The organism is Hymenobacter sp. HDW8, from assembly GCF_011305775.1.
In the GTDB taxonomy this organism is placed as follows: Bacteria; Bacteroidota; Bacteroidia; order Cytophagales; family Hymenobacteraceae; genus Hymenobacter; species Hymenobacter radiodurans.
The window spans coordinates 1,651,893-1,674,818 of the sequence record NZ_CP049907.1; the positions used below are offsets into that span (position 1 = coordinate 1,651,893).

General features: G+C 52.1%; 19 protein-coding genes, 1 tRNA gene and 1 pseudogene. 9 read left to right on the top strand and 12 right to left on the bottom strand.

Annotated features, from left to right (window positions below; all coding sequences use genetic code 11):
- Positions 1-19 precede the first annotated feature (19 nt).
- The 4 genes and pseudogenes from G7064_RS06815 (at position 20) to lepB (ending at position 3,655) form a co-directional block, all read left to right on the top strand.
- Positions 20-965: pseudogene (locus tag G7064_RS06815) on the top strand (ParB/RepB/Spo0J family partition protein).
- 55 nt (positions 966-1,020) lie between these two features.
- Positions 1,021-1,629, top strand: coding sequence for a DUF5683 domain-containing protein (locus G7064_RS06820; RefSeq protein ID WP_166073000.1), 609 nt, complete (start codon positions 1,021-1,023; stop codon positions 1,627-1,629).
- The gene (dapB, locus tag G7064_RS06825; RefSeq protein ID WP_166073001.1) at positions 1,626-2,345 is read left to right on the top strand and encodes a 4-hydroxy-tetrahydrodipicolinate reductase; all 720 of its coding nucleotides are present in this window, start codon (positions 1,626-1,628) and stop codon (positions 2,343-2,345) included. Before G7064_RS06820 ends, dapB begins: the two co-directional genes overlap by 4 nt.
- 149 nt (positions 2,346-2,494) lie before the next feature.
- Positions 2,495-3,655 carry a signal peptidase I gene (lepB, locus tag G7064_RS06830; RefSeq protein ID WP_166073002.1) on the top strand — a complete coding sequence of 387 codons (1,161 nt, stop codon included), beginning with the start codon at positions 2,495-2,497 and terminating at the stop codon, positions 3,653-3,655.
- Between the two features lie 86 nt (positions 3,656-3,741).
- Here the strand turns inward: lepB and G7064_RS06835 are convergent, their stop codons facing one another.
- The gene (locus G7064_RS06835; protein WP_166073003.1) at positions 3,742-4,407 is read right to left on the bottom strand and encodes a uracil-DNA glycosylase; all 666 of its coding nucleotides are present in this window, start codon (positions 4,405-4,407) and stop codon (positions 3,742-3,744) included.
- Positions 4,408-4,514: 107 nt separating this feature from the next.
- Here G7064_RS06835 and apaG point away from each other — a divergent pair, with 107 nt between their 5' ends.
- Positions 4,515-4,901, top strand: coding sequence for a Co2+/Mg2+ efflux protein ApaG (gene apaG, locus G7064_RS06840; RefSeq protein WP_133272011.1), 387 nt, complete (start codon positions 4,515-4,517; stop codon positions 4,899-4,901).
- 58 nt (positions 4,902-4,959) lie between these two features.
- Complete coding sequence (locus G7064_RS06845) at positions 4,960-5,790, top strand: O-methyltransferase (RefSeq protein WP_166073004.1); 831 nt, start codon at positions 4,960-4,962, stop codon at positions 5,788-5,790.
- Positions 5,791-5,809: 19 nt separating this feature from the next.
- Here the strand turns inward: G7064_RS06845 and kdsA are convergent, their stop codons facing one another.
- Positions 5,810-6,634 carry a 3-deoxy-8-phosphooctulonate synthase gene (kdsA, locus tag G7064_RS06850; protein WP_166073005.1) on the bottom strand — a complete coding sequence of 275 codons (825 nt, stop codon included), beginning with the start codon at positions 6,632-6,634 and terminating at the stop codon, positions 5,810-5,812.
- 16 nt (positions 6,635-6,650) lie between these two features.
- Positions 6,651-7,250, bottom strand: a complete 600-nt coding sequence (locus tag G7064_RS06855) for a methyltransferase domain-containing protein (RefSeq protein WP_166073006.1) — start codon at positions 7,248-7,250, stop codon at positions 6,651-6,653.
- Between the two features lie 131 nt (positions 7,251-7,381).
- Between G7064_RS06855 and G7064_RS06860 the strand changes: the two genes are divergently transcribed.
- Positions 7,382-8,329, top strand: coding sequence for a hypothetical protein (locus G7064_RS06860; protein ID WP_133272007.1), 948 nt, complete (start codon positions 7,382-7,384; stop codon positions 8,327-8,329).
- Positions 8,330-8,415: 86 nt separating this feature from the next.
- On the opposite strand, the gene cphA is transcribed toward G7064_RS06860, so the two are convergent.
- The 3 genes from cphA to rpsA form a co-directional block, all read right to left on the bottom strand.
- Positions 8,416-11,055, bottom strand: a complete 2,640-nt coding sequence (gene cphA, locus G7064_RS06865; protein WP_166073007.1) for a cyanophycin synthetase — start codon at positions 11,053-11,055, stop codon at positions 8,416-8,418.
- A gap of 294 nt (positions 11,056-11,349) precedes the next feature.
- A tRNA-Cys gene (locus G7064_RS06870) sits at positions 11,350-11,420 on the bottom strand.
- A 196-nt stretch (positions 11,421-11,616) separates the two neighbouring features.
- Complete coding sequence (gene rpsA, locus G7064_RS06875; protein WP_240935786.1) at positions 11,617-13,755, bottom strand: 30S ribosomal protein S1; 2,139 nt, start codon at positions 13,753-13,755, stop codon at positions 11,617-11,619.
- Between the two features lie 398 nt (positions 13,756-14,153).
- Here rpsA and G7064_RS06880 point away from each other — a divergent pair, with 398 nt between their 5' ends.
- Positions 14,154-14,993 carry an alpha/beta fold hydrolase gene (locus G7064_RS06880; protein WP_166073008.1) on the top strand — a complete coding sequence of 280 codons (840 nt, stop codon included), beginning with the start codon at positions 14,154-14,156 and terminating at the stop codon, positions 14,991-14,993.
- 180 nt (positions 14,994-15,173) lie between these two features.
- Positions 15,174-16,085: an exostosin family protein gene (locus G7064_RS06885; RefSeq protein WP_166073009.1), complete on the top strand. Its 912-nt coding sequence runs from the start codon at positions 15,174-15,176 to the stop codon at positions 16,083-16,085.
- Between the two features lie 82 nt (positions 16,086-16,167).
- On the opposite strand, the gene G7064_RS06890 is transcribed toward G7064_RS06885, so the two are convergent.
- The 6 genes from G7064_RS06890 to tsaD form a co-directional block, all read right to left on the bottom strand.
- Positions 16,168-17,232, bottom strand: coding sequence for a fatty acid desaturase family protein (locus G7064_RS06890; protein ID WP_166073010.1), 1,065 nt, complete (start codon positions 17,230-17,232; stop codon positions 16,168-16,170).
- A gap of 142 nt (positions 17,233-17,374) precedes the next feature.
- A complete protein-coding gene (locus G7064_RS06895) occupies positions 17,375-17,866 on the bottom strand; it encodes an HNH endonuclease (RefSeq protein ID WP_166073011.1) in 492 nt (163 codons plus the stop codon).
- A 141-nt stretch (positions 17,867-18,007) separates the two neighbouring features.
- Positions 18,008-18,799 (bottom strand): C40 family peptidase, encoded by a 792-nt coding sequence (locus G7064_RS06900; protein ID WP_240935789.1) that lies wholly within the window; start codon positions 18,797-18,799, stop codon positions 18,008-18,010.
- A 138-nt stretch (positions 18,800-18,937) separates the two neighbouring features.
- Positions 18,938-19,408, bottom strand: coding sequence for an SsrA-binding protein SmpB (smpB, locus tag G7064_RS06905; RefSeq protein ID WP_133272003.1), 471 nt, complete (start codon positions 19,406-19,408; stop codon positions 18,938-18,940).
- Positions 19,409-19,436: 28 nt separating this feature from the next.
- Positions 19,437-19,850 carry a thioesterase family protein gene (locus G7064_RS06910; RefSeq protein WP_166073012.1) on the bottom strand — a complete coding sequence of 138 codons (414 nt, stop codon included), beginning with the start codon at positions 19,848-19,850 and terminating at the stop codon, positions 19,437-19,439.
- A gap of 169 nt (positions 19,851-20,019) precedes the next feature.
- Positions 20,020-21,030 carry a tRNA (adenosine(37)-N6)-threonylcarbamoyltransferase complex transferase subunit TsaD gene (tsaD, locus tag G7064_RS06915; RefSeq protein WP_166073014.1) on the bottom strand — a complete coding sequence of 337 codons (1,011 nt, stop codon included), beginning with the start codon at positions 21,028-21,030 and terminating at the stop codon, positions 20,020-20,022.
- Positions 21,031-22,926: the final 1,896 nt, after the last annotated feature.

Sequence of the window (22,926 nt, forward strand, 5' to 3'; positions counted from 1 at the left end):
GCTTAGGCTGTTAGTAGGTATGTCAGAGAAGAACGAAGAAAAAACTCCCGCATCAGTTCCGAAGCGCAAAATTGGCGGCTTGGGTCGCGGGCTAAATGCCCTTATTGAAGGCAGCTACGAGAAAAAAGGCGAACGGCTGGTGCCGCATCCGGTCAATTCGGTAGGCTTCATTTCGGTGAATCATATCGAGGCGAACCCGTATCAGCCTCGCACTCACTTTGACCAACAGGCACTGCAGGAATTGGCCGAGTCTATTCGGATCCAGGGCATCATTCAGCCCGTAACCGTGCGTCAGTTAGGCACCAATTCTTATCAGCTCATCAGCGGCGAGCGGCGTTTGCAAGCTTCTAAGCTGGCGGGCTTGGATACGATTCCAGCATATATTCGCAAAGCCGACGACCAGCAGATGCTGGAAATGGCCCTGATTGAGAATATTCAGCGCGAGAATCTGAATGCAATTGAAATTGCGCTTAGCTACCAGCGCTTGGTGAGTGAGTGCAGCCTAAAGCAGGAAGAACTCGGCGACCGGGTAGGCAAGAACCGCTCGACGGTAACCAACTATCTGCGGCTGCTAAAATTGCCCCCGACATTCAGATTGGTCTGCGCGACGCTGAAATTTCGATGGGCCACGCCCGTGCCCTTATCAACATTGAGGATGCCGAGCAACAGCTGATGCTTTATCGTCGCATTGTGGCCGAAGATCTGTCGGTGCGTCGTGTAGAACAGATTGTGCGTGGTGGCGGCGCAGCTACTGCTCCAGCCTCGACGCCTGGTCAGAAAGCGCCCGAAAATGCCCCCCAGCCGGTTCCTGTAGCCGAACTGCGCCGCACCGAGCGTCACCTATCCGACCGCTTCGGCAGCCGGGTACAGGTGAAGCCAAACCCCAGGGCAATGGCGAGATCAGAATTGCGTTTGACTCGGTGGAGGATATGCAGCGTATTCTTCATATTCTTCAACCGTCTTAGTACGTAGCAACGGCAGATGACTGGGTATTATAAAGCAGCGCTTTTATTTTGCTTAGTGGGAGCTCCACTAGCCCAGTCGGCGCAAGCCCAAGTGGTAACAACTGGACCCGATTCGACCCGCGTTAGTACGCCAGCGGTAGCTGATACCACGCGGCGCACCGAAAGGCTGTTCGGACTTCACCTGACGCGGCCAGCCAAAGCAGCCATGCTATCGGCGCTCGTGCCTGGTGCTGGCCAGATTTACAACCGCAAGTATTGGAAGCTACCTATTGTGTACGGCGTGTTAGGCACGGCGCTTACGGTGGAATTTTTCTATCAAAGTCGCTTTAAAGAGTTTCGGGAAGCCAAAATAGCCCGCAATGACAACGACCCGTTAACCATTGATACTGGGCCTCTTTCCAGCACCATTGAAGACAATGCGACGATAGATCGAGGGTTAATTATCTACCGTCGCAACCGCGACAAATGGATTGCCTTTTCCGCCGTGGCGTATGCCATAGGCGTGGTTGATGCCCTTGTTGATGCCCACTTACGCGACTTTGACGTCAGCGACGATCTGAGCCTGCGCTGGGAGCCCACGATGCTCTATATGCCCACGGCGCAGCCCACGGCCGGCGTCAACCTTAGTTTAAACTTGAAGTCTACTTCCCGCTCAACGAAATGAAATTGCTGCTGATTGGCTACGGCAAGATGGGCCAGGCCATTGAGGCCCAGGCTATTGCCCGAGGCCACCAGATTGTTGGTATCGTGGATCCCTCGCGGCCCGGTGTACGCATCTCCGACTTCGACGCTACGACCGTTGACGCGGCCATTGAGTTCACCCATCCTGATGCTGCCTTCGCCAATGTAAGCGCTGCCCTGCGCCAAGGGTTGCCAGTGGTTTGTGGCTCTACAGGTTGGCTCCATCATTTTCAGGAAGCCCGCGACCTATGTAAGGAGATGGGTGGGGGGCTTTTTTACTCTTCCAACTACAGCGTGGGCGTAAACTTGTTCTTTCATTTCAATGAGTACATCGCCGCCAAAATGCACCACTTTGGGGGTTACGATGTGCAGGTTCGCGAAATTCACCACACGCAGAAAGTAGATCAGCCCAGCGGTACAGCTCTTACCGCCGCTGAATCTATCATTCGTCACTTTCCGACCAAGACCATCTGGCGCAACGAACCTACTACTGCTCCGCAAGAGCTGGCTGTACTTTCGGAGCGCACAGGTCAGGTAGTTGGTACACACATTGTTACGTATTCCTCACCCGCCGATACCATTGAGCTGAAGCACGAAGCACATACGCGGGATGGCTTTGTTCAGGGAGCGCTGCTAGCTGCCGAATGGCTGCCGGGGCGCAAGGGTGTATTTGGGATGAAGGAGCTACTCGGATTGTAGGAACGCACCCAGTTATGATGTGTGTTATCAGGCGATTATCCAGTGTCTGACCTCTACAAAGCACATTCCTACATTAATTCGGATATTTAATCATTCAATTGTATCCTTGCTTTGCTTGGGCAGCGTGCTGCCCGTTTTCGTCTTGATTTATGGCCGTAAAATTCTGGGAGAAAACCTCCACTACCGAAGCAGCACCGAAGAAGCCGAAGGGCTTTTTGCGGGAGTGGGGCGACGCCATTCTCTTTGCTGTGGTGGTGGCCTCGCTTATTCGCTGGGCCACTTTTGAGGCGTATACCATCCCGACGCCTTCCATGGAAAGCTCCTTGCTAGTCGGCGATTATCTATTTGTGAGCAAGCTGCACTATGGCCCACGTACGCCTCAAACGCCTCTGCAAGTGCCGCTTACTCACCAGACCATCTGGGGCACCAATATTAAGAGCTACTCCGACGCTATCCAGCTTCCCTCCTACCGCTTGCCTGGCTTTTCAGAAGTGACGCGAGGTGATGTTGTAGTTTTTAATATTCCATTTGAAAGCGAACACCCCGCCGACCTGCGCACCAACTATATCAAGCGTTGTGTAGCCGTAGCCGGCGATGTACTGGAAATAAAGAAGACGCAGGTGTATATCAACGGGCAGCCGCTGGCGAACCCGCCGCAGATGCAATCCAGCTACTACTTACAGGTAGCTGAGCCCGTGCGTGATAAGGTATTTCAGGATTTGGGTGTAACCGACTCCAACACGCCGAATGGAGTTCCACAAGCGCAGACGACAGCTATGGGACCTGCCTACGTGGTCAATACCACGTCTACTATTGCGGCTTATTTCAAGCAGCAGCCCTTTATCAAAGGGGTAGTGGAAGAAGTAGCGCAGCCCGGCCAAGCTGAATCGGAGGTTTTCCCGAACAATCCTGATTACCCACACAGTACTCCTACGGCCGCCTTCCCCTGGAATCGGGACAACTATGGTCCGCTGCAAATCCCGAAAGAAGGTCAGACAGTGGAGCTTACGTCCCAGAATACGGCTATCTATCAGAAAATCATTATGCGCTACGAGCGCAATGAAGGCGTGACGTATGCGAATGGTGTGTTGTCGCAGAATGGCAAGCCGCTCACGAGCTACACGTTTAAGCAGAACTACTACTTCATGATGGGCGACAACCGCCACAACTCGCTTGATTCACGCTACTGGGGCTTTGTACCCGAAGATCACATCGTAGGTAAAGCCGTTCTGATATGGCTCTCAGTTGACCCTTATGCTGATTTCTTCAGCAAAATCCGTTGGAACCGCCTCTTCGACGTGATTCACTAAATCACTTTTAAGTTGAAAGCAAAAAAGCCCCCCAGAATCATTCTGAGGGGCTTTTTTGATATATGGATTAAATATCAAACGTTGTTTTACCACTTAATTGGTTCTAGCCCATGCTGGCGCAGGTATTCGTTGGTTTTGCTGAAAGGTCGAGAGCCAAAAAAACCACGGTCAGCGGCGTAAGGCGACGGGTGCGCAGCTTTAAGCACCAAGTGTTTTTTCTCGTCAATTAGCTCTACCTTCTTTTGCGCATAGGCGCCCCACAGGATAAATACGACGTGTTCTTTCTGTTCCGAAACGCGCTGAATAACCGTATCGGTGAATTGCTCCCAGCCCTTTTTTTGGTGCGAACCGGGCTCTGCAGCTCGAACAGTAAGCGTAGCGTTAAGCAAAAGCACGCCTTGTTCGGCCCAGCGGTCGAGGTTGCCATTGGGGGCAGGCGGCGTTTCGGGTAAATCGGCCTGCAACTCCTTAAAAACGTTTTGCAAGGAAGGCGGGGTGCGCACTCCTTCTGCCACGGAAAACGCTAAACCATGCGCCTGACCTTTTCCATGGTATGGGTCCTGGCCCAGAATCACCACTTTGGTTTTATCGAAAGGGCACGCCTCAAAAGCATGAAAAATTTGCCCCCCGGGCGGATACACAGTAGTCGTGGCGTACTCGCCCCGGACGAAGGCAGTAAGATGTTGAAAATAGGGCTTTTCGAACTCGTCTTGTAGTACTTTGCGCCAGCTTTCTTCTATCTTTATGGACATAGGGAAAAGTTTTTTACAGGTTCGGCAAGCCTTTCTGTGGATAGCTTGCGTAGATAAACCAAATTCCGAGAACGGCTGTTAGTTATCCACCGAACCGCACAGGCGCCATGAATACTACCACTACGCAGGGAGTGACCGTAAGTGTTACGACCAACTATTTACCCGATTATTCCAGCCCCGGCCAGGAACATTACGTGTTTGCTTATAAAATCGATATTCGCAACAACAGCGAGTATACCGTAAAGTTGCTCCGTCGCCATTGGTATATATATGATGCCAACGGCGTCGTGCGCGAAGTAGAGGGCGAAGGTGTGGTAGGCCAGCAACCCGTATTGGAGCCCAGCGAGGCACATCAGTACGTATCGGGCTGTAATCTTAAGACCGGTCTGGGTAAGATGCGGGGCACCTATCAGATGGAGCGCCTCGCCGACGGCCGCGAATTCACAGTTGAGATTCCTGAATTCACGCTGGTTGTACCATATCGCCTAAATTAGCGGCAAGCTGTGGGTTTCACTTTCTAACTCACTTCTTTCAACCCGCAACCCCAAGTACTTGCTTTACCAAGCATTCAGTTACATCCGATTTTTGCTCCGCTCGGGGAATGCACACGGACTGCATTCCCCGTTCGTTTTTGCCCTCTACAACCATGTGGTACGCCACACGGGCTTTTTTACTCCTTATGAGGCTGTGGAGCACCGCCGCACTGAATTGCAAGCCAGTCAGCAAACGATAAACGTAACCGACTTCGGTGCTGGCTCTCATACGGGCGCCGGCCGACAGCGCCGCGTACGCGATATTGCGCGTACCGCCGCCAAGTCGCGGCAGCTTGGACAGCTTCTGTTTCGGTTAGTTAACCATTTTCAGCCGCGCACGGTGCTGGAGTTAGGCACGTCGCTGGGGCTCACTACGGCCTACTTAGCTACCCCAAACAGCCACAGCCGGGTCATTACGTTTGAGGGCTGCCCAGCTACCGCTGCTGTGGCCCGCGAAACATTTAGCAGTTTGGGGCTACGCAATGTGGAGCTCATCGAAGGCAACCTGGATGCTACCCTTGCTCCTACCTTAGCTGCCCTATCTACACCCATCGACTTCGTTTTTTTCGATGGCAACCACCGCTACGAGCCAACGGTACACTACTTCGAGCAGTGCCTAACTCGCCGCACCGATCAAAGCGTGTTCGTCTTTGACGACATTCATTGGTCAGCGGAAATGGAGAGGGCTTGGCAAACCATTAAAGCGCATCCGGAAGTGATGTTGACCGTAGACCTGTTTTTTATGGGGTTAGTGTTTTTCAGGAAAAATCAGCCGAAACAGCATTTCTCGCTTCGCTTCGATAATGTGTTGGACAATTTGTTAGATCGAGCCCGCCGCTTGTCTGCGTAAACTAGAGGTAGACTGTTGACTACCGAACGGCTTCCCGAACTCGCGTGAGCTTTACCATCAACGCCTCCAGCTGATCCAAAGGCAACATATTGGCCCCATCCGATTTGGCAGTGGCTGGCGTAGGATGCGTTTCGATAAACAAACCATCAGCGCCAACCGCAATAGCAGCCTTGGCGATAGTTTCAATGAGAGCCGGCTGACCGCCCGTGACGCCACTGGCTTGGTTAGGCTGCTGTAGTGAGTGCGTTACGTCCATCACCACGGGTACGTCAAAGCGCTGCATCACGGGCAGATTGCGAAAATCGACTACCAAATCGGCGTACCCAAAGGAGTTACCACGGTCGGTGAGCACCACGTGCTCGTTGCCCGACTGGCGTACTTTGTCTACCGCAAACTGCATAGCCTCGCCCGACAAGAACTGGCCTTTTTTGATATTGACCACCTTCCCAGTTTTGGCCGCTGCTATGAGCAAATCCGTCTGGCGGCATAGGAAGGCCGGAATCTGGAGGACATCAACGTACTCGGCCGCGAAAGCAGCTTCATCCGATTCGTGAATATCCGTGACGGTCGGCACCCCAATTTCGCGTCCTACTTTCTGCAGAATGCGCAGCGCCGTTTCATCTCCAATGCCCGTGTAAGAATCGAGACGGGAGCGGTTGGCCTTCCGGTAAGAGCCTTTGAAGATGTAGGGGATTTGTAGCTTATCCGTGATATGACGCACACGCTCCGCGATGCGTAAGGCCATGTCTTCTCCCTCAATTACGCAGGGACCAGCCATCAGAAAAAATTGACCGGAGTTGGTGTTACGGAAATGGGGTAGCGCGTTGGCGAGTGAGTCAAACATGAGTAGATTATAAGGTTTACTTTTTCTCCAAACAAATAAACAACTCTCTATCCTGACGGGGCCTGATGGAGTTGTAGGCAGTCTCAAAATGCACGAACTCAAAGTACGGTTCAAAGTACGCGCGGTACTCATCGCGGGTGCCACCGAAAGGTGGTTCGGATGAGGGACCAAAATCTGCTTCGAAAAGTAGTCCTACTAATTTGCCCCCCGGCCGCAATAAATGCGCACACTGTCGGGCATACTCCGAACGAAGCGCACGGGGCAGAGCGCAAAAAAACGTCTGCTCTATAATTAAATCGTAAGGTGGCTCAGCCGACAGCGTAAAAAAATCTTGCTGCACTAAATGCCCCCGAGGGAAACCAGGCACGCGTTGCTGTAATGCTTCCAGCGCCTCTGACGCTAGGTCAACTACAAACACTTCACCGAATCCTTGATTGTGTAGGTATTCGGCTTCATACGCCCTTCCCGCGCCTGGAATGAGGATACGCCGATCATCGGGCGGACCTAGTTGCTTAAAATAACCCTGTAGTGGAGGCGTTATGGCTCCCACATCCCAACCTGTTTGGCCGGTGGCATAACGGGTTCGCCAATAGGCCTCATCAAGCAGTAAATCCATATTTGCTCAAATGGAGTATTTAGTGCCGAAACTTGCCCACGTGGGTAAGTCCTTTATTTTTGTGCGTAAAGGTAGCGTACCGTCCTAACTAGCCGCGTACTTCCACATTAATTAACCAATCCCCTTCCTCAATGGAACAAAACGAAAACACGGAGCCTAAAAACAAGAGCCGTCTTTTGCTAATAGTGGCTCTATTTCTGGTTCTGGCCGGTATTAATGCCCTGCTTTTCTACATGAACAATCAGAAAGGCAAGCAGAATGAGCAGCTGACAGCCGAGGTAAAAGCAAAGGATGTTCGGCTGGAAGAACAGATTAAACAGTACGAGACCCTCAAAGCCGATTTTGAGCGTCAAAGCCAAGAAGTACAAGCCATGGGCTTGGCGAATGACTCCTTGGAAGCTCGCATTGCTACAATCAACTCTGATTTGCTCAAGCTTCGCTCCTTCCGCAAAGGCAGCTTCTCGCTGGCTGAGCAAGCCCGCTTCCGCAACCGCGCTACCAACTTGGAGCAGCAACTACGGAAGAAAGACGAGGAAATTGCTCAGCTCAAAGCTGATAATGAGGTGCTGTATACCGAGACTACCACGCTGAAAGAGCGTCAGAACAAGCTTACTGACACGATTTCGACCATCGCTCGCACCAACCAAGAGCTTACGGAGAAGGTAGCGGTAGCCTCCCGCCTTCAGGCCGATAATATTCGGGTGAACGTGATTAACTCTCGCAACAAAGAGAAGGACGACGACGATAACGAGTTTCGGGCTAAGCGCGTGGAGAAAATCAAGGTTACTTTCAACCTTGCTCGCAACGACGTATCGCCCAAGGAAACCAAGCAGATTATGATGCGCCTCGTGGAGCCTGATGGCTCGGCCCTGTACAACCTGAGCACTGGTGGTGGCACTTTCATGATTGATGGCTCAGAAGCCTTCTACACCGCTAAGCAGGACATCGTGTACGACAACACGCGTCAGCCCGTACAGTTTGTGTACGCGAAAGGTGCAGCCTACAAAACCGGTCTTCACACCGTTGAGCTGTATGAAGGCGGCGTAATGATCGGCAAATCAACTTTTACTCTGAAGTAGATTACAAAGCATTCTCGCTTATAAAAAAGCCCCCAGATTAGTTCTGGGGGGCTTTTTTATTCCAAATAGTAAAGTGAATCGGTTTTCTAGGCTTGCATAATTTGCGCCTCAAACTCCTCAATCTGCTTGATTGTAGCACTGATGTTTTCCGTGAAAATAGTAACAACCGATCCTTCGCGGGCCGTGGTCAGCACGTGACGAATGGCGTCCACTTCGTTTTCGATGTAGGTAATTGGCAGATCAGGCTTATCCAAGCGCAGGCCTCGCATCATAATTTCCTGTAGGTATTCCGCTGTTTTTCCGCGCAAGTCACGGTCTTGGCGCAATACCACTTCATCGAAGATACTTCCCGCTATGCGCGCAAAGCCTAGTGTGTCTTCATCGCGCCGGTCGCCCAACCCCGACACTATCCCGACTTTGTGCGTAGCCGGCGTGTTATTCAGGAATTCAGCATACTTGCTAATGCCTGCCGTGTTGTGCGCATAGTCGACAATAACCTCGAAATGGGGAAACTTGAACACGTTCATCCGGCCTGGCGTCTTGGCCGCCGACGGCACAAAGGTGCGTAGCGCCGTCTTTATATCGTCGCGCTCAAAGCCGGCTACATAGCCAGCTAGTGCCACAGCAAGGCAGTTTTCAATGTTGAAGCCAGCGCGTCCGCCCAGCGTCACCGGAAACTCCGCCGCCCGATCGATGCGCAGCTTATAGCTGTTCTGGTAAATGGTTACATAGCCTTCCTCATAGACCGCTGCTACACCGCCCGCTTCCACATGATCGAGAATGCGGGGGTTATTTTCGTTCATGCTGAAAAACGCCACCTTGCACTGCAACCGTTCGGCCATGGCATATACCAAGTCGTCGTCGGCATTTAGGATAGCCCAGCCGCTTTTGTGCACCGTACGAGGCAGCACGCCCTTCACAGCCGCCATTTCCTCTACCGTATAAATATCACGCATGCCTAGGTGGTCGGCGGCTACGTTGGTAACGACGGCAATATCACAGGTATCAAATCCTAGCCCGGAGCGGAGCATGCCGCCGCGCGCTACTTCCAGCACAGCATAGTTTACGGTAGGATCACGCAACACAAACTCCGTGCTTTGACTGCCCGTGCAGTCGCCCTTCTGTAGCTGGTTGCCCTGAATGTAAATTCCGTCGGTGGTTGTAAAGCCTACTTTGTAGCCTTGGGCCGCCACCATATGCGCAATCAGGCGTGTCGTGGTGGTTTTGCCATTAGTGCCCGTAACAGCAATAATGGGGATACGCGAAGTAGAGCCGCGCGGGAAAAGCATATCTACAACGGGCGCTGCTACGTTGCGTGGCAAGCCTTTGGTAGGAGAAATATGCATACGGAAGCCAGGGGCAGCATTCACCTCAATCACAGCTCCGCGCGCCTCATTCAGCGGGATGGCAATATCAGAAGTCAGCAGATCGATACCACAGATATCAAGGCCGATAATTCCGGCCGCGCGCTCAGCCAACAATACGTTATACGGATGTACCAAGTCGGTAACATCGGTAGCGGTGCCACCCGTACTAATATTGGCCGTACTCTTCAAAAACAACTCCTCTCCTTCCGGAAGCACCGATTTCAGAGTCAAATCGCGAGCCTTGAGGATGGCATTCGTGTGCTTATCTGCTTTGATTTTGGTAAGCACCTTCTCATGTCCCTCTCCCCGACGTGGGTCCAGATTTACCTGATCAATCAGCTCCTGAATGGTGCTGTGTCCATCACCAACCACGGCGGCTGGGGTACGTTTGGCGGCGGCTACCAACTTGCCATTCACTACCAACAGTCGATGGTCAAATCCTTCAATGAATTGCTCTACGATCACAGCGCGAGAGTATTCCTGCGCCTCTTTAAAACCACTTTGAGCCGATTTCCAGTCTTGAATATTAATGCTGGCTCCTTTGCCGTGATTTCCATCCAATGGTTTCGTCACGATGGGAAAGCCTAGTTCCTCAATAGCATCGCGCAGACCATCCAGTGAATATACTGTGGTACCACGCGGTACAGGCACCCCGGCATCGGCCAACATCGCTTTGGTGCGGTTCTTATTGCCAGCAATATCAACGGAGAAATAGCTTGTGTAAGATGAGGTGGTGGCTTGAATGCGCTTTTGATTCACCCCGTAGCCCAATTGTATAACCGACGTGTTCTTAAGCCGGATATAAGGAATCTTACGTGACACTGCTTCCGACACAATACTGTAGGTGCTCGGCCCAAAGAATTCTTCCTCCCGAATATTGTGTAGCTCCGCAATAATGGGCTTTACATCTACTTTCTGCTTATGGCATAAAGCATCTACAATCTCTACTGCGGCATTTGCGGCTACACGCCCGGCGCGCTCTTCCTGATATGTAAATACAACATATTCGACTCCTTCCTCCTGCGTGGCCGGATATGATTTGCCCCAGTACACTGGCATACCAGCAAGACGCTGTAGTTCAAGGGCTACGTGCTGAATCACATGGCCTAGTGGTTCACCATCAGTAAGCTGCTCTTGAGTTAATGGGGGGTGCTTAATAGCCTGTTTGGATGAGTCGGGTGAAGCACAAGGCTGGCCTACTCCAGGTAGCAACTTCGTGAGCCGACCCGCCAAGCCTGGTATGGCATTAGACCATTTATCGGCCAGATCCTCCAGGTCTACTTTCATCACAATAAGCTTCAGGTGCTTGACAGACCAATAGCTTGGGCCGCGCATAGTGCGGAGGTCGGTAATTTTCATAGGAAGTTAAGGCGAAAAGAGGTAATGCTAGCGGGCAGTTGTACGCACAAATGAAATGTAGGGATAATGCGCGCATAAAGTCATTTATCGCCGCGCAAAATACGCCCTTAGACTAGCGTTCAGCCAATATAGTGGCCTTTCGATAGCGTGTGTCTGCTTCTTTCCGCGCTCAAGGCTTTGTACAAGAGCTAGCTTAACTGCTTAGCTATTATAACAGTCAGAGAATAAAGCAAAAAACCCCGGTTGGGGCTAATCAACCGGGGTACTAAGCAAAAGAAAACAGGAACAGGAAAGAGGTGACGGGCGGATTCGAACCGCCGTAGGAGGTTTTGCAGACCTCTACCTAGCCACTCGGTCACGTCACCGGGTAATGAGGGTGCAAACTTACGCCATTATCTGAGGTTCGCCAAACCTGGGGGGCTTTTTTCAGCTCTGTTCCGTCTAAGCTCTTGGTTGCGTGCGAAGTAGAATCAGAACACTACTATTATTAAGCTACCAACAACACATAAAAAAGGCCCTGACGAATGTCAGGGCCTTTTCTTAAGCATAAGCTAAGAAAACCTAGGCTTTCTCTTCGTCCTTCTTGTCGGCCTCTTCGTTGCCGGGCAGTAAGTCCTTTGCTTTTTCAACAACATCACCAGCTACTTCTTTCGCTTTCGCGAATGCAGCCGAATCAGCTACGGTGTCTACTACATCACCAGCTACTTCCGATACCTTATCGAAGGCAGCAGAGGCAGCACCGGTTACGGCAGCCAGAATACCACCAGTAGCAGCAGGAGCCTCCTCGGTAGTGTCAGACTCAGCAGCAGGAGCTTCTTCGGCTTTAGCGGCTTTAGGAGCCTTGGGAGCTTGCGCTTCCAGCTTCTGAACACCAGCGTCGCGCTCGTTGCCCATCATCTTGTCACGCAGAGCGGACAGCGCATCTAGGTCACCGAGGGTCGACTTGTCGGCGGTAGCCGGCTTCTTGAGGTCGCTCAGTTTGCCTTCGCCTTGAGCAGCACCGGCAGCTTGGCCAGCAGTTGGCTTCTTCTTCGCGAACTTCGAAGCACGAGTGTCTTCCTCCTGCTGCGCCTGATTGAAGACGGCAGTGTGCGACAACACGATACGACGATCATCCTTCGAGAACTCAACTACACGGAAGTCGAGCGACTCGCCGTTCTCGGCGTTCGAACCATCTTCCTTCACCAACGACTTGGGGTAAGCAAAACCTTCGATGCCGTAAGGCAACTCGAGTACCGCGCCACGGTCGTTTTTCTCCGTGATAGTGGCTTTGTGCACCGAGCCGGGGGTAAATACCGTCTGGAACGTATCCCAAGGGTTTTCCTCCAATTGCTTGTGACCAAGGGCCAAACGACGGTTAGCAACGTCCAGCTCCAATACGAGCACGTCCAGACGGTCGCCCACCTTCACCACTTCGGATGGGTGCTTGATCTTCTTAGTCCATGACAGGTCGGATACGTGCACTAGGCCGTCTACACCCTCTTCCAGTTCTACGAACAGGCCGAAGTTGGTTAGGTTGCGCACTAGGCCGTTGTGCTTGGTTCCGACAGCGTACTTGCCGCCGAAGTCACCACGAGTCCATGGGTCTTCGCTCAATTGCTTGATACCAAGGCTCATCTTGCGGTCTTCGCGGTCCAGCGTCAAAATTTGCGCTTCAACTACGTCGCCCTGCTTGATGAAGTCTTGCGGGTTGCGCAGGTGCTGGCTCCAGCTCATTTCTGAAACGTGGATCAGGCCTTCTACGCCAGGCACGATTTCCATGAATGCGCCATAGTCGGCTACGTTCACGATGCGGCCTTTCACTTTCGAGCCTACGCCCATATCGGCGGGCAGCGAATCCCATGGATGAGGAGTCAGCTGCTTCAAGCCCAACGAGATACGCTTCTTAGCTTCGTCGAAGTCAAGAACAACCACGTTGAGTTTCTGGTCAAGCTGCAATACTTCGCTCGGATGAGCGATGCGGCCCCACGAGATATCGGTGATGTGCAATAGACCGTCGACACCGCCGAGGTCGATGAACACACCGAAATTTGTCATGTTCTTGATAACACCTTCCAGAATCTGACCTTTTTCGAGGTTGTTCAGGATAGCTTCGCGCTGCTTCTCCAGGTCCTTCTCAATCAAGACTTTGTGCGAAACAACTACGTTGTCGAAAGCGGCATTAATTTTTACCACTTTCACTTCCATGCGGCGACCAACATAGATGTCGAAGTCACGGATGGGCTTCACGTCAATCTGCGAGCCGGGCAGGAAGGCTTCTACGCCATCCAGTTCCATGATCAGACCACCTTTGGTCCGACGCTTTACTACGCCTTCCAGGATGTTATCGAACTCCAGAGCATCGTAAATCGACTTCCAAGCCTGCTTGATCTTCGCCTTCTTGCGCGAAAGAATCAACTGGCCGTTCAAATCTTCTTGATCTTCGATGAACACCTCAACTTGGTCCCCAATTTTCAGGTCAACCAAGTCGCGGAATTCGGACAGGGGCACGAGGCCGTCGGATTTGAAGCCAATGTTCAAGATCACGTCGCGGTCGGTGATGCCCACTACGGTGCCCTTTACTACTTCTTCCTCCTGGACGGTGGTCAGCGTGTCGCCGTACATTTTCTCCATCTCGGCGCGCTGCTCGGGGCTATAATTGCCACCAAAGCCGGTCGCTCCGACGTTGTCCCAGTCGAAGTTATCTGCTACTTCTGCCATAGTTACTGTTTGGCCCTTATCTACACGTCCGGCTCAGGGCCACCTACCGGAACGCGTTATGAGTAACTCGCTGAAGCTGAGGCTTCAGACCCGCCACCCTGGCGGGGCGGCAAAGGTACGGAGTTTTTAGCGCACGTTATATAATTAGTATGGCAATATGCTAAAGCTATTTGCTTTTCCATGAAGACCTAACTCCCCTCTACGCTCCATTACTATAAATGCGCTTTCCTCATTAATTCTTTGGCTAGCGTCTCGCTTAGTTCATCGTGCGGTTTTCCTAATTCATAGCGCGAACTCTACAAACCTAAAAAAAGCCCCCCAGACGCCTCCGTAACCCATAAAAGGCAAGATCAGTAAGGAGTGAATACAACCCTATTCACTCCCAAAACCCTCTTCTTATGAGTTACATCAAAGCTGGGCCAGATGCCCAAGGCAACCCCGTTAAACTACACTACACCGATTTGGGCCAGGGCACGCCTGTGGTGCTTATTCACGGCTGGCCGCTGAGCTACGAGTCGTGGGAATACCAACTGAACGAGTTGCCTAAGCACGGTCTGCGCGTAATTGCCTACAGCCGCCGCGGCTTTGGCAACTCCGATAAGCCTTGGGATGGCTACGACTACGACACCTTCGCTGATGATTTGAAGGCTGTGCTTGACGAGCTGAACCTGGATAACGTGACGCTAGTCGGCTTCTCGATGGGCGGCGGTGAAGTAGCCCGCTACATGAGCCGGCACGGCGGGGCTCGCGTGAGCAAAGTCGTGTTCGTATCGGCCGTGACGCCATACTTGCTCAAGACGGACGACAACCCGGACGGCGTGGATAAGTCGGTGTTCGATGATATGATTGAAAATATCAACAAAGACCGGTTCGACTTCCTGTCTTCGTTTGGCAAGAAGTTCTACGGGGTGGGCGTTATCAGCCACCCCGTCAGCCAAGCCACGCTTGACTGGACGCAGGCTTTGGCCCAATTCGGCTCGCCCCGCGCGACGGAACAGTGCGTACGCGCCTTCGGTGGCACTGACTTCCGACAGGATTTGCAGGCTATACAGGTACCCGCACTGGTGATTCACGGCGAAGACGACCAGACAGTGCCCATAAAAAATAGTGGTGCGCGGATGCATCAATATGTGCCACATGCTACCTATATTGAGTATAGCGGAGGCCCACACGGTGTATTTATTACCGATAAAGACAAGCTAAACCGTGACTTGTTGGAATTTATAAACAAGAAGTAAGTACCAATCTCAGTCTTTCACATTCAAAAATGTGATTTGAATACCAAATTTAATTCTAGGTTAAAGCACTTAACAATTTGAAATGCGATCTTTCGATAAAAAATATACTATATGAAGATATTTTTTATCGAAAGATCGCACTCAGAGCTTGCTGACGTTGACTCCTTAATTATTCAGAGTATGAAGCCTTTGCTCCTATGTTTTCCAGACGTAGAGGAGGTAAAATCACCAACTGACGCAGATATTCTGTTGATTCAAGAAAATAACTCTTTTAAAAACTTTAATTATATTACCAGTATTTTAGAAGACCCACTATTATGTAATTGCTATCACAAGGTTTATACTATTAATACTGATGACTGCGCCACTGGCTTGTTCCGGGGATTGTATACCAGCCTTCCTAAGTCCAGATTCAATTCAAATTTATACGCAGCCGTTCCTTACCTTAAATATCCTAATGAGCTTGTCTTCTTAAATAATAAGCAGGAGATAGAGCCAAATTATTTAGCTAGTTGGAGAGGAAACACAAAGTCTAATTCGGTTAGATCGAAGTTATTTCGAGCACTGAGTTCTATACCTTCTATCCACCTAGAGAAAACAGACAGCTGGCTAAATCACTCATTTGAGGAGAAGCAAACTTATGTTGAGTTAATTCAGCAGGCTAAGTTTTCTCTTTGTCCGGCAGGGTGGGCACCTGTGAGTTTCAGAATATATGAGAGCATGGCGCTTGGCAAATGCCCGGTTATTATTGCAGATAACTTTGTACCACCGAAGGGACCTAACTGGTCGGATTTTGCGTTATTTTTTCCAGAAAAACATATCGCAAATTTGTATTCCTTTTTATTACAGCATGAGGAATCACACCAGATACTGGGCAGTAAAGCGCAAGAAGAATGGAATCGTTTTTTCAGCCCTGAAAAAATAAATGAATTTTATACTCAATCATTACACTCGCTCCTGGTTTTAAATAGCGCTAGTTCGCAAGAGGCTGAATTAAAACGATGGCGTTCCTTTAACTTTTACTGGAGTAATAATTGGACTGTTCCTCAAAGGGTATTTAATAAAATAAGAAAGCTCACAAGAATAAACTAAGTGGGTAACTACGCTCACTCAACCTGGCATAAAAAAAGCCCCCAGAAGTGTTTCTGGGGGGCTTTTTTATATGATAAACAATCTACTTTCTGCCCATCTCGCGCAGGTAGGATACGTGCGATGCCACAGCGTAGCGCATCTTAGGATACTCGTTGTAAGTGATGTCAAATTCCTCGCACATCTGCTTGATGATCTTACTGATAGCAGGGTAATGAACGTGCGAAATCTTGGGGAATAAGTGGTGCTCTACCTGAAAGTTCAGACCACCCACGAGCCAGCTAATCACTTTGTTATGCGTGGCGAAGTTGGCGGTAGTCTTAATCTGATGAATAGCCCACTCGTCTTCCAGTTTGTTCGTGATTTCATCGGGCATGGGAAAGGCAGCATGTTCTACGGTGTGCGCCAGCTGAAATACCAAGCTCAGAGTAAAACCCGCTACGGCCGCGAAGATTACGAAACCTACCAGCCATGACACAAAGCCTACCGTGTAAATTGGAAGGGCCATGAAAAGCAATAGATGAATCACTTTGAAGCCCCAGAAGACTGACTGGTCGGTGGCCGTCATTTTCTTGATTGGCATCCCCCCGATTTTACCCTTGAAATACTTCTGGTAATCCATAAAGAAAATCCAGGCGATGTATAGCAGGGCGTAGAGAAACCAGAAATATAAGTGCTGAAAGCGGTGGAGTTTGCGGCGGGGCTGGGTGCTGCTCATGCGCATCCACGGCTGCACATCGAGGTCGTCATCCACACCGTCCACATTGGTGTACATGTGGTGAATGAGGTTATGCTTCATATTCCACATGAAGCTATTGCCGCCCAGCACGTTCAGGGTAAAGGCAGCGAACTGGTTGAGCCACTTTGACTTGCTGAAGCTGCCGTGGGCGCCGTCGTGCATGACGTTGAAGCCGATAGCCGCTCCAATGCCGCCGAGCAGAATACACTCCAGAATACCTAAAAAGGCGCTTGGTGTGAAAAATACCAAGTGCAGATACACCAACACGAAAGCCGTCGTCAGGATAAGCGCCTTTACAAAAAGCCCGGAATTGCCGGTTTGCGATTTGCCCGCTTCCTCGAAGTAGGCGTTAATCCGAGATTTTAGCTCGGTGTGAAAAGAGCGGGAAGCCGCAAACTTAGGAACTGACATGAACGCTGATTGGGTGGAATGGGGGGCAAAGGTATGCCTCTAACCTCAACCAGCGACGGTTAGTTTAAAGCAGAGCAGTAATTCCTTTTGGTACGAGAAGAAAATAGGGCGGCAAACCTTCGTTTACCGCCCCATTCGTAGCTCAATTCAGGTAATCGTGCCAGTTCTGATCTATCGTACCGGCCGAGAGCTTCAGGAAGCCCGCCAAGGTAGGCTTCTTGGGTTGCTGACGCACCGTGAGCCCCGCTTCGTGTGGTGTGCGATGCCCTTTGGCGTGGTTGCAGCGGGCACACGCCGTGAGCAGATTAGTCCACGACGACTCGCCACCGCGAGAACGGGGCAATACGTGGTCCAGCGTGAGGTTTTTAGTGGAGCCGCAGTACTGACACTCAAAATGGTCGCGCTTCATGATGTTGTGACGGCTCAGGGCAATGCCTTTGTAAGGCACACGCACATAGCGCTGCAAGCGGATAATACTAGGCTTCGGGAAAGAATGGCTAATGGAGCGCAGCGTACCATCCGACTTGGCTATCATCTCAGCCTTGTCCAAAAAAAGCAACACAAAAGCCTTCTGCACGCTGCAAAGCGTAATCGCGGTGTAATCACCGTTTAAGACAAGCACTTTTTGATCCATACGCTCAGGGAGAATCCAGTTAGCGAAAGCTAGGTGATTCTTAGCGCATTAACAACAGCCGCCGGGTTAAGTTTCCTTTAGCTCCGGGCTGTGGGGGGCTTTTTTTAAAGGAATAGCACCAAGTATGAGCTTGGTACTATTTCAATCCGGCAATAGCCGCTTAATCAGGCGCAGCTTATGCGAGTATTTCTGGCGCTGCCGGTTATAGATGCCATTGTGGTCAAGAGGATCGATGCGAACCTCCCCGCTGGCGTGCAGAATCTGCTGTTCTTCCAGCAGCATGCCTACGTGCACGATGCTGCCCTCAGCATTATCAAAAAAGGCAAGATCACCGGGCTGGGTCTGCGAAACGAAATGAACGGTACGGCCGTGGTCAATCTGCTGGCGGGCGTCGCGGGGCAGTTGGATATCAACTAAGCCATACAACTGCTGCATGAGGCCAGAGCAGTCGACGCCGAAAAGCGTTTTGCCCCCCCATAAGTATGGCGCTTTCAAAAAGGCCTGGCCCATTTTCTGAAGCAGCGCGGCTTTGCGCCCCGGGTCGCCGTTAGACGTCGGATTGGTAGCGGCTCCATTATAAAAGAGTTGCCGCTCACCCAAACGCAGGGTCATGCCATCGAAAAAAGGCAGGCGAGCGCCCAAGGAAATAGGCTGGCGCGTGTCGGAATCGCTTACCATTTGCACCACATCGAGGCTGCGCGGGTGGGCATGTGCGCCCCATTCGGCGAAGTAGGTGCTGGTCACGGGTAGGTGTTGCTTCACGTCCATCCAGCCCACGTATTGGTCAGCGGCAATGCGCACCTGGCACCAATTGCCCTGAACGAGCACGATAGTGTAGCACTCGCCAAAAATGAGCTGAGTGACAATTTCGGCCCGATCATTAGGCTCGGCCCGCACCGGCACCACGCTCAGGGGGCAAATTCCGTATTCCAAGGAAGTTCGAAAGTTTAAGTTTTGAAGCCAGAAAGCTAGCTGCTAACGGCCATTCGGTCTGGTAGCAACGGTTTTCTAACAACCACAGACAAAGCTATATTCCTAATAAGGGAAATGCACCCTATTTAGCTCTAAACTTTAGTAGTCGCGCGCCCGATCCATTTCGCGCTTCTGGTCTTTGGCTTTGATGTCTTCGCGCTTGTCGTAGAGCTTTTTGCCTTTAGCCAACGCAATTTCGAGCTTCGCAAAACCCCGGTCGCTTACAAACAAACGGATGGGAATAATGGTAAGGCCCTGCTCCTGGCTTTTGTCAGAAAGCTGGCGCAGCTCACGCTTGGTGAGCAACAATTTCCGCTCGCGGGTAGGCTCGTGGTTGTTGTAAGTGCCTTCGGTGTACTTGGAGATGGACAGATTGTGCACCCACAGGCTGCCATCGGGGTGAAAAATGCAGAAGCCGTCCTGCATGTTCACGTTGCCGTCGCGGATACTCTTTATTTCGGTGCCTTGCAGCATCATGCCCGCGTCGTACTTCGTCAGGAAAGAATACTCGTGGCTGGCCCGGCGATTCACAATATTAACTTTGCGCGGAGCGTCTTTTTCTTTGGCCATACTAATAGAAAGCGCGGTGAGGCGCTGATTAAGCAGATGTTGGGGAACCGGCGCGCAAGGCAGCAAAACGAGCCGCCAGTTTTTCGCTCTGTACGATGCGCTGTCCGGTGCGACCAGTTGCGACCAGCCGTGCACCCACTCGGACTTCTACGGCGCAAGTCAGTTCCCGATTTTCCAGGGCGGCAAAAGTAGCGCGAAATTCAACGGTTTCGCCCGCGAAGGCTGGCGCGTGGTGCTCCACGTGCAGCATCGTCCCGATCCCCTCCTCCCCTGCCTCCAGCATTTCCAGCACAAACAGCCGCCCCGCCCACTCCATGCCTCGCCCCAGGGAAAACGTACTTAGCACGTCGTGCACTGTGTGGCCTTCCATCGTAGCAAAGTCAGCCGCCGTGACGATGAAGGAATAGGTTTTGACGTCGCCCGGTTGGAAAGGGTTTTTCATTGAATATTAGAGAGCAGCGCATTTATGAAAATGACCTTTTAAAACAAACCGTCATGCCGAGCGGTAGCGAAGCATCTCGCGTGTTTAGCTGGATTACTAACCTCTCGTCAGCACGCGAGATGCTTCGCTCCGCTCTGCATGACGGTCTATCTATTTACCCGCTCCGTTTCTACCCCAGTTTCAACCGTGGGTCAGGGCTAACGAGCTGGGGGGCAAAATCACCGGCTTCAAACTGGAAGTGAGCCGTTATAGCAACCATTGCGGCATTATCAGTGCAGTACTGAAACTCGGGAATAAATACCGCCCAACCTTTCTCCACAGCCAACGCCTGTAAGGCCGCACGCAAACCAGAATTCGCGGCCACGCCTCCAGCCAGCGCAATCTGTGTCAAGCCCAAATCGGCGGCGGCGCGCTGGAGTTGACGCAGCAAGGTTTGAATAATGGTGTATTGAATGCTGGCGCAGAGGTCGGGTAAGTTTTCCTGGATAAACTCCGGGTTCTTGGCCGTTTGCTGGCGCAGAAAGTACATCACAGCCGTTTTGAGGCCGCTAAACGAGAAATCGTAGCCGGGCATGGCGCCCACCGGAAACGGGAAACGCGTGGGATTGCCGGTGCTGGCTAGCTTATCGAGGTGCGGACCAGCCGGGTACGGCAGGCCAAGTAGCTTACCAGTTTTGTCGAAGGCCTCGCCGGCCGCGTCGTCGATGGTTTGGCCGATTACCTGCATGTCTGGGGGGCTTTTTACCACCACCAGTTGGGTGTGGCCGCCGCTTACTGTGAGGCACAAAAAGGGAAACGTGGGCCGTGGCTCATTAATAAAGTGCGCCAAAATGTGGGCACGCATATGATTCACGGCCAGCAACGGCTTACCCAATGCCAGCGCGAAGGTTTTGGCAAACATGCTCCCAACCAGCAACGAGCCCAGCAGCCCCGGCCCTTGTGTGAAAGCCACCGCGTCGAGGTCCGCTTTAGTCACGCCGGCCTGGCGCAGCGCCTCTTGCACCACCGGAATCAGGTGCTGCTGGTGGGCCCGCGAAGCCAACTCCGGCACCACGCCGCCGTATTGTTCGTGCACACGCTGGGTGGCTACTACGTTGGAGCGAATTTGCCCCCCAGCCAGCACGGCAGCCGAGGTATCGTCGCAGGATGATTCGATGGCCAGAATTATAGGATATGACATAGCGTGCAGAAAATCAAAGCCCTCGTGGTGCATTGGGCCGGAAACACAACATAAAAAATCAAATGGGCACGGATTACTTTTGTCTGTGGCCGCATATTTTAAGACAAAGGTCGTTTAAATCATTAAACCTCTGACTTGTTAAATGGTCTGACGCGTACTCAACTTCAGCTTTTACTACCAGTGGCGCTTGTGGCGAAGCGGGGGGCTTTTTTATCCCTTCCCCCAGCCTACAGCCAAGGCCGGACAACGATTAGCTGAAAAGCAGCATCTTCGTCGTTACATTCCTTCTCGTTCATTTACTTCCCGTGCCCCGTTTTATCTCCGTACTGCTCAAAATCCTGCTGGGGCTGCTCCTGCTTGTGGTGCTGGCTGTGGGCACGGTGTTGGTGGCATTGCGGATACCAAGCGTGCAGACGCGGGTAGCACAACGAGCAGCCACATTTTTGTCGGATAAGCTGGGTCAGCGCGTTAGCATCGGGCGGGTAGATGTGCGGCCGTTTTCGCGGGTGCTGCTCCAGAATGTGCAGGTGCTGGACCGGCGCGGAGGCGAGCTGTTTCACATCGGGCAGGCAGAAGCGGACATTCAGCTGTTTTCGCTGTTAAATCCGCGCCATCTGCACGTGGGCCAACTCGTGTTAAATGAGCCGCGCTTTGCCCTAGTCACCTACGCCGACGCACCCGACTCTACCAACCTAAGCCAGTTTGTAGCCGCTGTGCGCCGTCTTCTCGGCCCCACCGACACCACCAAAGTCAAGAAGCCCTTCGATTTTCAGATTCAAAGCGTTGGGCTCCGCAACGGCCGCTTTGTGTTGGAGAGGCAGAACCAGCCGCGCGTCAAATATGGCATCGATTACGCGCACATGCAGGTCGACAGCATCTATGCTGACTTCTCGGGCATCAAAATGAACGGCGACACCATCATCACCCGAATTCGGGATATGCGTGCCGTGGAAACGCCTTCGAAAACCCGCGTGCAGCACTGGGACACTGACATGACGTTTGCGCCCACCTATTGGGAGTTTGCCAACACCGATCTGCGCGTGGGCCGCAGCTACCTCAAAGACTACGTACGTTTCGATTATAAGCGCTTTATCAACTTCACGCACTTCAACGATTCGGTGCGCGTAACGGCGCGGCTGGGACCTACGCGACTTTTCTCCGATGACATCGCCCATTTTGCCCCCCAGCTCCGCGACCTAAACGAAACGGTGCTGTTCTCCGGCGAGGCCAAAGGCTACGTCACCAATTTCACAACGCGTAACCTTGATGTGCGCTACGGGCAAAACACGCACGTAGTGGGCAACATCAACGTGGAAGGGCTGCCCAACCTGAAGGAAAGCTTCGTGGAAATGCGCTTGCAGCCCTCCGTAATTGATGGGCGCGACATCCGCAAATTCGTACCTGCGAAGGGTTGGGCTTATGTGCAGCGCTTAGGTACCGTGCAGCTCAAAGGGCAATTTCTGGGCTTCTATAACGATTTCGTCGCTAACGGCTCTTTCAATACTGCTCTTGGCAACGTGGTGTCGGACGTGAACATCAAGTTCAAAACCGATCCTCGCTATTCTACTTATGAAGGCCAGGTAAAAACAACGGGCTTCCAGCTGGGCAAGTTTCTGGGCGACCAGAGCACCGTGCGCGACATTGCCTTCAGCGGCCGGGTAGAGGGCGTTGGGTTTACGCCGGAAGGGGCCCGCTTGCGCGCCAATGCCACGGTGCAAAGCATTTGGCTGAAAGGCTACCGTCTCCGCAACATCACCACCAATGGCCAGTTCAGCCGCGAAACCTTTGAGGGTAAGTTGGCTGTGAATGATCCTGCCCTGCAAATATCCGCCGACGGCCGCGTAGACCTGAACAAAGCCCGCCAAGCCTTCGACGTGCGCGCGCAGGTACGCCGCG